Source organism: Microaerobacter geothermalis (assembly GCF_021608135.1).
GTDB lineage: Bacteria > Bacillota > Bacilli > DSM-22679 > DSM-22679 > Microaerobacter > Microaerobacter geothermalis.
Window position 1 is genome coordinate 1 of the sequence record NZ_JAKIHL010000063.1, and the last position, 8,493, is coordinate 8,493.

Below are 8,493 nucleotides of genomic sequence, written 5' to 3' on the forward strand. Positions count from 1 at the left end.
CCTTGAATCAGTTGTTCAATGACTTTGTAACGCTTCAACTCTTTTTTGCTCAAAGTTATTCTCTCCTGTCCCATAGTGACATTTTCACTGATGCGTTACAATATGACAATATCACAGACGTTCAACAATAAAAGTGGATAACAATTGACAGTTTTATTAGAATTAGCCATAGTACAATATATAAGATCATTTCAAAATTGTGGGGGGATTGTTTATGGCTGTAGATGGGGATTTTTTTGTAATCAAGGCGAAGGAAAATGGAGTTCATGTGATTGGTTTGACGAGGGGACATGATACAAAATTTCATCATACAGAGAAGCTTGACAAAGGCGAAGTGATGATTGCCCAGTTCACCGAGCATACTTCCGCTATGAAAATAAGAGGAAAAGCAATAATCTATACCAAGCATGGTGTTGTAAATACCGATGAATAAAGAAAACCTAGTTTAGGGGGAGTTCTGGCTCCCGCTAAACTCTAATTGCACTTATTTCGAGGTTGTGCTTCTAGGACTCCCATTATATAGAAGTGGGAGTCCTAGAAGCACATCGAAGATAAAATTATAAAATGTGTTACGGAGCAGGCATAGCCAGCTCCTTTTTTTTGTACATATGTAGAAGAGGAGGTAATGATGATGCTGATGGTTGCCAGAAATTTATTTTTTGCCGTGGTCTTTTCAACGATGTTGGCTATAATCTTATCGTTTCTACCCACAATGGAGTTGAGTCAAAATGGATCCAGTGATATTCCTGTTTTTCAATCAAAGGAAACTGTGCTGACAAAAAGTAATCTGGTAGACTTTTTAAGAGGACAATCATTTCAACATCCAATTAGAAGAGTGAAGTGGGAGAATGGAAGTTTATTTATAGACTTTTATATTACAAGTCCCAAACAGTTGAATAAAAAAGTGGTATTTGATGATTTTTCCAAAGTGTTGAACATGAGCTTCTACTCAACGACCAATGTAAAGCAGGTATTTATCAGATTGATAAATTTATCATCTGAAAGTCCGAGAGAAACGATGATGGTGGCCTTGTCAGGTGATAGGGAAAATGTAAGGTTGGTTAGGAAGATCCCCAGTAAATCCGATGAGTTGAAAATTTTTCTCGAAACATACTTTCGTTTGTCTTATGGACAAGATTGGATTAAGATAAATTAAGTAAGTTCATGGTGCCGTAAATGAATCATGTATGTTATACTCTTTATGAATGGAGACGGTTAGAAAAAGAAGGATTGAAAATAGGGTGTTGGGGGATCATTTATGATTTTAAAAAACAGTTCTTACAAAAATGAGATGAATGAAATTTTGAAGCTAATCCGCAGAAATTCCGCACATCATTATCTTGAAGAGTACATAAATCCACCTTCTATATTTGAAATCAGATTGGAATTATTGTTTTTATTTCTCCAGCAGATGCAGCTATCCGTTGAAAAAATCAGGAAATATTGCACGACGGTTATGCTGGTCCAAATGGGACTTGACATTCATGAAGAGGTTGGATTGGAAAGGGAAAACACACATAGGGGGATTCGTTCCCGCCAATTAAAAGTGTTGGCGGGTGATTATTTTAGCAGTCAATATTATTTCTTGCTTTCAGAAATTGAAGATATTGAAATGATTCACATCTTAGCCGAAGCCATTAAAGAGATTAATGAAAATAAGACCAGATATTATTTGTGCAGAGGAGATCTGACTTTATCTCCTGACAAATATCTGAGTTTGTTAGTAAAAAAAGAAACGCCCCTTTATACCATTTTGCCAAGACGCCATTTGCAAATTGGACAACTCCCTTGGGAAAAATTGATGAATCATCTTATTCTTGTTGAAATACTCCTTTCCGAGAGGGAGAAGATTGAATGGGGAGATGAAATACCGTTTGGATTTGGGATGTTATCCATGATTAAACAGTTGGGACAAGTAGAGGCAAAGAAAATTGCCGATGGTTCTGCTACACACACAAATGTGATTTTTAAGCACAAAATTAAAATGATTTTGGATAAAAAAGTTGAAGAATTGCTGATTGATTGTCAGAATGAAGTAAGAAAAATTGAACCCCCCTTGATAAAAAATGAGCTCATCAACATGATTGACTTTTTCTTTTCTAAAATTGAAGAGAATAAACTATTGGCTGAGGAGATATAAGGAGACGTCTATGACAAAGCCTGATACAAAGTATGTTCACTCTGTTTTTGAAAACATTGCTAATGAATATGATAAAATGAATTCCATTATTAGTTTCGGACAGCATAAACGTTGGCGAAAATTTACGATGAATAAAATGAGTGTCCGGCCAGGGCAAAGTGCCATTGATGTTTGCTGTGGAACCTGCGATTGGACCATTAGCCTAGCCCAGGCTGTAGGAAGAGAAGGTTATGTTGTGGGCTTGGACTTTAGTGAGAATATGTTAAAGATTGGAAAAGCAAAAATAGAACAAATGGGAGTAAACTCACAAACTGATCTGGTAGATGGAAATGCGATGGAGATCCCTTTTTCTGACAACACCTTTGATTATGCAACCATCGGATTTGCTCTCAGAAATGTTCCTGATTATCGTCAAGTTCTATCTGAGATGACAAGGGTGGTTAAGCCAGGTGGTCTTGTGGTCTCATTGGAAGCTTCAAAACCGCCTTGGAAATGGTATCGCCAATTCTTTTATTTTTATTTTTACAGGATTCTCCCAGTAATCGGTAAGTTGTTGGTAAATAAGTATAACGAATACAATTGGCTTCCTCAATCACTAACCAATTTTCCGGATAGTCAGGAATTAGCCAAGGTTTTTTCCGAGGTAGGCCTTACTGATATTCAAACCCACTTGTTTGCCGGTGGGGTCGCCGCATTACATATTGGTGTAAAGAAGGGGTAATGAGAAAATGCCTTACAATGATCTGCGTGAATTTATTCACGATTTAGAAAAAAGGGGCTGGCTTAAGCGAATTCATACTGAAGTCAGCCATCATTTGGAAATCAGTGAAATTACTGATAGAGTATCAAAGTCAAAAGAAAAGAATGTTGCTTTGCTTTTTGATAATGTAAAGGGCTTTGATATTCCCGTGGTAACCAACTTAATGGGAAGCTATGAACGGATGTGCTTGGCGTTAGGGGTTTCCTCACTTGATGATATTGCCAAAGAAATTGAGCAAATGATGGAATTGCCTAAACCAGGTGGCGGAATGTTGGATAAATTAAAAGCGCTCCCGAAATTAGCGGAGATTGCTTCTTTTATGCCTAAGATAGTAAAAAAGGCCCCTTGTCAAGAAGTGGTCATTACTGAAGAACCCGATCTCTTCAAATTTCCGGTATTAACTTGTTGGCCTGAAGATGGTGGTCCGTTCATCACACTTCCTCTTGTTTTCTCAAAGGATCCTGTAACCGGTAAACGGAATTGCGGAATGTATCGCATGCAGGTTTATGATAAACAAACGACAGGTATGCACTGGCATAAACATAAGGGTGGGGCTGAACATCACCGTAAGTCTGATAAGCTGAATCCTGACAGCCGAAAAATGGAGGTAGCTGTTGCCATAGGATGTGATCCTGCAGTCATCTACTCAGCCACCGCTCCGCTGCCGCCTGATATTGACGAAATGGTATTTGCAGGCTTTTTAAGAAAACAGGCGGTGGAGATGGTCCCATGTAAAACGGTGGATTTGGAAGTGCCCGCACGAGCGGAAATTGTTTTAGAAGGATACGTGGATTTAGATGAACTTCGGACGGAAGGACCCTTCGGAGATCATACCGGATATTACTCATTGGCAGATGAATATCCGGTATTCCATATTACGGCTATTACCCATCGGAAAGATCCGATTTACGCGGCTACATTAGTCGGTCAGCCTCCCCAGGAAGATGCTTATTTGGGAAAGGCGACAGAAAGAATTTTTCTCCCGTTAATGAAAATCATGCTTCCGGAGATCGTGGATATAGACATGCCCATTGAGGGAGGATTTCATAACTGTGTGATTGTATCCATAAGGAAAAGATATCCTTATCACGCCCGTAAGGTGATGTCAGGTTTATGGGGAATGGGACTTATGATGCTGGCTAAATTAATTATTGTGGTAGATGAAGATGTTGATGTCCATGACTATTCCCAAGTGGCTTGGAGGGTTTTCCATAACATTGATGCCAGAAGGGATATTATGTTTGTTGATGGACCGACAGATGATTTGGATCATGCCTCTCAATTGCCTTTTATTTCTTCCAAGATGGGGATTGACGCCACGAAAAAGTGGGCTTCAGAAGGATTTCAAAGGGAATGGCCCAATGATATTGTCATGAGTAAGGAAATCAAAGACTTGGTTGATCGGAAGTGGAAAAGTTATGGGATTGAATAAACTTAGAATCATCCTTGAGATGATTAAGTTTGAACATACGATATTCGCCCTCCCGTTTGCCTACATGGGAGCCGTTTTGGGAAGCATAGTGGTGAATGACATTTGGCCAACATGGGGGCAAATTGGTTGGATCACCCTTGCCATGGTTGGGGCAAGGAGTGCGGCGATGGCCCTCAATCGATTGATTGATCGAAGGATTGACGCCAAGAATCCTAGAACAAAAAACAGAGCCATCCCTGCTGGTCTAGTATCCCTTACGGAAGTGCTTCTTTTTATTGTTGTCTCATTTGTACTCTTGTTTTGGTCTGCCTATCAGTTAAATATGCTGGCGGTGAAACTGCTTCCCGTTGCCGTCTTTTTTCTCGTTTTTTATTCTTATACAAAACGGTTTACTTGGACTTGTCACTTAATATTGGGGATATCCATTGGACTTGCTCCATTAGGAGGCTGGGTTGCTACCACTGGTCAAATTGATATGGTTTCTCTCATTCTTTTTGTGACGGTAGCCCTATGGACAGCTGGATTTGATGTTATTTACGCTTGTCAGGATGTTGAGTTTGACAGGAGAGAAGGACTACATTCTATCCCCTCCAGGTTTGGGATCCCTTTAGGACTAAAGATAGCCAGATGGTTTCATGTTTTAACATTTATCGGCTTGTTCATCCTGTTTTATATGGCTGAGTTAAGCTGGTGGTATTTTGCTGGTATGATTATTGCCGGATTTATTTTGGTCTATGAACATCTTTTGGTTAAACCTACGGATTTGTCAAAATTAAATACGGCCTTTTTTACCATGAATGGTGTGTTAAGCGTCCTAGTATTTTTCTTTACTTTATTGGATTTGGTGATATGATATGACAACCCATTCGTTAATTTATACGGTTGGAATTACTGGAGCCAGCGGTGCGATATACGGCGTTTGCCTTACTCAAGAGCTGTTAAAACTTGGATGTACGGTCCATTTGATCATCACGGAAGCAGGCTGGCAGGTTTTTAAAGAGGAACTTAATTGGGATAACAGTGATCGGGAGATGATTTTGAAGGAAAACATCCAAAAAGATTTTCCAGGAATCCTGAAATATCATCATCTTCGTGATTTTACCGCACCTATTGCCAGCGGATCTTATAAAAGTAAAGGAATGATTATCATTCCATGTTCTATGGGAACTTTATCGGGGATTGCAAATGGGGCTTCAGGCAATCTATTGGAGAGAACAGCCGATGTGATGATAAAGGAAGGCCGTACCCTTCTTCTGGTTCCGAGGGAGACTCCTTTAAATGCCATTCAATTGGAAAATATGTTGAAGCTTTCACGAATCGGCGTGAGAATTGTTCCCGCGATGCCCGGTTTTTATCATAGACCCCAATCTTTGGATGATCTTGTTCGTTTTATGGTTGGTAAAGTGTTAGACAATCTAGGATTAGATCATCATCTATTCCGTCGATGGGGGGATTAAGATGAAAAAAATGAGAATTGGCAAAATAGCTTATACAAACATCTTGCCCGTATTTTATTTTGTTCATGAAAAACTAAGGGATGATCATATTGAGTGGATTCCCCAAGTTCCTGCTCAGCTAAACCAGCAAATGAAAATGGGAAACATTGATTTGGGACCCATATCGGCATTTGCCTATGCCCAATCTATCGATCAATATTTGCTGTTACCCGATTTGTCTGTCAGCGCTTTAGGTCCTGTCGGGTCTATTTTTTTGTTTTCCAAAGTCCCAATTAATGAGCTGGAAGGGAAAACCATCGCCCTGACCAATACATCGGCCACTTCTGTCAACCTGCTAAGGATTTTGCTGCAAAAATTTTATCAAGTTAATGCCCATTACCGCACAATGCTTCCTAACTTGACAGTTATGATGGAAGAGGCGGATGCTTCCCTTTTGATTGGAGATGATGCTCTTAAGGCCTCGTGGAATAATCCTGGGTATAGGGTTTACGATTTAGGTGAGTTGTGGTATCGTCAAACAGGGAAGTGGATGACATTTGCCGTATGGGCTGTTAACAAAAGTTTTGCTGATCGGGAAGAGGAGTTATTAAATCATGTGTTTGAAGTGTTTCAATATAGTAAGAAGCAAAGTAGAAACAGGTTAAATGAATTGTTGCAATATACAATTCAGCGTCATGGTGGTACAATTGAATTTTGGAGGAATTATTTTTCCGGCTTGAATCATGATTTAAATAAGGAACAGGTGGAAGGTTTAGAGTATTATTTTTATTGTGCCTATGAATTAGGTCTATTGGATCATCCGGTAACAGTGAATTTATGGAATCCTTCCAGACCAAAACTGCCGGGATCCTTCAATACATAATGGACTAGGTGAAATAGATGAAATTAACGGAAATTTATTGGCAATTAAAAGCGGATTTAACCATTCTGGAAAATGAATTGGAAAAGGCAATCGAGACTGATCAAACTCTTCTTCTTCAATCTTCCAGCCATTTATTAAAGGCAGGGGGAAAAAGGTTGCGTCCAGTTTTTGTTCTTCTTGGTGGAAAACTGGGCAACTACGATATTCATAAGTTGAAACACATAGCGGTTCCCCTCGAACTGATTCATATGGCAACTCTGGTACATGATGATGTGATTGATGATGCCGATACAAGAAGAGGAAAAAAGACTGTAAAGGCAGAATGGGATAACCGGATTGCCATGTATACCGGAGACTATATATTTGCAAAATCCCTTTTGATGGCTACCCAATTGAATCATCCAGAAGTTCACCAAATTTTGTCCAAGGCGATTGTTGAAATGTGCAAGGGCGAAATAAATCAAATCAAGGATTTTAATCGATGGAATCAAGGGTTAAAGGATTACCTTCGAAGAATCAAAAGAAAAACGGCTTTGTTGATTGCGATAAGCTGTAAATTGGGTGCTCTAGTAGCTGAGGCTGATCCTAAATGGGTGAGAAATATGTATCTTTATGGATATCATGTAGGAATGGCCTTTCAAATTACAGATGATGTTTTGGATTTTGTAGGTACTGAAAAACAATTGGGCAAACCTGCGGGAAGTGATTTGAAACAGGGAAATATTACATTACCTGCGCTGTATGCATATTGGCAAACTCCAGAAAATCACCCCTTTAGGAAATGGATCCTTTCACCTGCTATTGAAGATCATATGGCAGATATTATTGCCTTTATTAAAAAAGCTGGAGGAATCGAATATTCCAATCAATTGGCCCACAGATATCTTGAAAAGGCAAGAAAGTGGGTGGAATGCGTCCCGGATATTAAAACACGAGGCTCTTTAATTGAGATTACCCATTTTTTGGGACAGCGCACCTTCTAGAGGATATCAAATGTGAACTAATTCTTTTAAGTTGCATGGAATTAGATTTCTTTGGTAGTATATTTGGGGATGAATGTCGTTTATAACGGAAATGGAGGAAATACATATGGAAAAAACTTTTATCATGGTAAAACCAGATGGTGTTCAAAGAAATTTAATAGGTGAAATCATTTCTCGGTTTGAAAAGAAGGGCTTCCAGTTGGTAGGTGGAAAATTGATGCAGGTAAGTAGAGAGCTTGCTGAAAAACATTATGCCGAACATAAAGAGAAGCCCTTCTTTGGGGAGTTGGTTGATTTTATTACTTCAGGACCTGTATTTGCAATGGTTTGGCAAGGAAACAATGTTATCTCTGTTGCTCGGCAAATGATGGGAAAAACCAATCCAGCTGATGCTGCACCTGGAACCATTCGTGGGGATTACGGTGTCAGTGTTGGAATGAACATCATTCATGGTTCTGACGGACCTGAAAGTGCAGAACGGGAAATCGCGTTATGGTTTAATGAAACTGAGATTGCATCTTACGATAAAACCATTAATAAATGGATCTAATTTTTTCCCTCCTTTGGAGGGATTTTTTGACATCGGGAGTTCTTCAAATAATCGTATGTGGACGGAACTAAACTTACATGACCCGCAGGGTCACAAATTCGCATGAAAATAATTCCATCCAGTAGTTACCTAGTTACTGTATCATCGTTATCTTTCCATAATTGAAATTGAACAGGGGAATGGGTAAGTCGTAAATCTTTATGGTGGTAGCAATATCAGACCCCGCGAACTAAACGGACAGCATCGATCATTGAGCACAAATTCCTGTTGCTGCGAGCACGAATATCAAATTACTGTTTGTCTCTGATC

At 39.3% G+C, this 8,493-nt stretch carries 10 protein-coding genes; all 10 read left to right on the plus strand.

The window, feature by feature from the left end:
* Positions 1-214: 214 nt before the first annotated feature.
* The 10 genes from mtrB (at position 215) to ndk (ending at position 8,184) form a co-directional block, all read left to right on the plus strand.
* A complete protein-coding gene (gene mtrB, locus L1765_RS15400) occupies positions 215-433 on the plus strand; it encodes a trp RNA-binding attenuation protein MtrB (RefSeq protein ID WP_236408378.1) in 219 nt (72 codons plus the stop codon).
* Between the two features lie 195 nt (positions 434-628).
* The gene (locus L1765_RS15405) at positions 629-1,156 is read left to right on the plus strand and encodes a hypothetical protein (RefSeq protein WP_236408379.1); all 528 of its coding nucleotides are present in this window, start codon (positions 629-631) and stop codon (positions 1,154-1,156) included.
* A gap of 102 nt (positions 1,157-1,258) precedes the next feature.
* Positions 1,259-2,140: a heptaprenyl diphosphate synthase component 1 gene (locus L1765_RS15410; RefSeq protein WP_236408380.1), complete on the plus strand. Its 882-nt coding sequence runs from the start codon at positions 1,259-1,261 to the stop codon at positions 2,138-2,140.
* Between the two features lie 10 nt (positions 2,141-2,150).
* Positions 2,151-2,861, plus strand: a complete 711-nt coding sequence (locus tag L1765_RS15415) for a demethylmenaquinone methyltransferase (protein WP_236408381.1) — start codon at positions 2,151-2,153, stop codon at positions 2,859-2,861.
* 7 nt (positions 2,862-2,868) lie between these two features.
* Positions 2,869-4,332, plus strand: a complete 1,464-nt coding sequence (locus tag L1765_RS15420; RefSeq protein WP_236408382.1) for a menaquinone biosynthesis decarboxylase — start codon at positions 2,869-2,871, stop codon at positions 4,330-4,332.
* On the plus strand, positions 4,319-5,185 hold the full coding sequence (locus L1765_RS15425; RefSeq protein WP_236408383.1) for a UbiA-like polyprenyltransferase: 867 nt from the start codon (positions 4,319-4,321) through the stop codon (positions 5,183-5,185). The genes L1765_RS15420 and L1765_RS15425 overlap by 14 nt, the downstream gene beginning before the upstream one ends.
* Position 5,186: 1 nt before the next feature.
* On the plus strand, positions 5,187-5,789 hold the full coding sequence (locus L1765_RS15430; protein ID WP_236408384.1) for a UbiX family flavin prenyltransferase: 603 nt from the start codon (positions 5,187-5,189) through the stop codon (positions 5,787-5,789).
* Position 5,790: 1 nt separating this feature from the next.
* Positions 5,791-6,651, plus strand: a complete 861-nt coding sequence (locus tag L1765_RS15435; RefSeq protein ID WP_236408385.1) for a menaquinone biosynthetic enzyme MqnA/MqnD family protein — start codon at positions 5,791-5,793, stop codon at positions 6,649-6,651.
* Between the two features lie 17 nt (positions 6,652-6,668).
* Positions 6,669-7,634 carry a heptaprenyl diphosphate synthase component II gene (hepT, locus tag L1765_RS15440; protein ID WP_236408386.1) on the plus strand — a complete coding sequence of 322 codons (966 nt, stop codon included), beginning with the start codon at positions 6,669-6,671 and terminating at the stop codon, positions 7,632-7,634.
* Between the two features lie 106 nt (positions 7,635-7,740).
* Positions 7,741-8,184: a nucleoside-diphosphate kinase gene (gene ndk, locus L1765_RS15445; RefSeq protein WP_236408387.1), complete on the plus strand. Its 444-nt coding sequence runs from the start codon at positions 7,741-7,743 to the stop codon at positions 8,182-8,184.
* Positions 8,185-8,493: the final 309 nt, after the last annotated feature.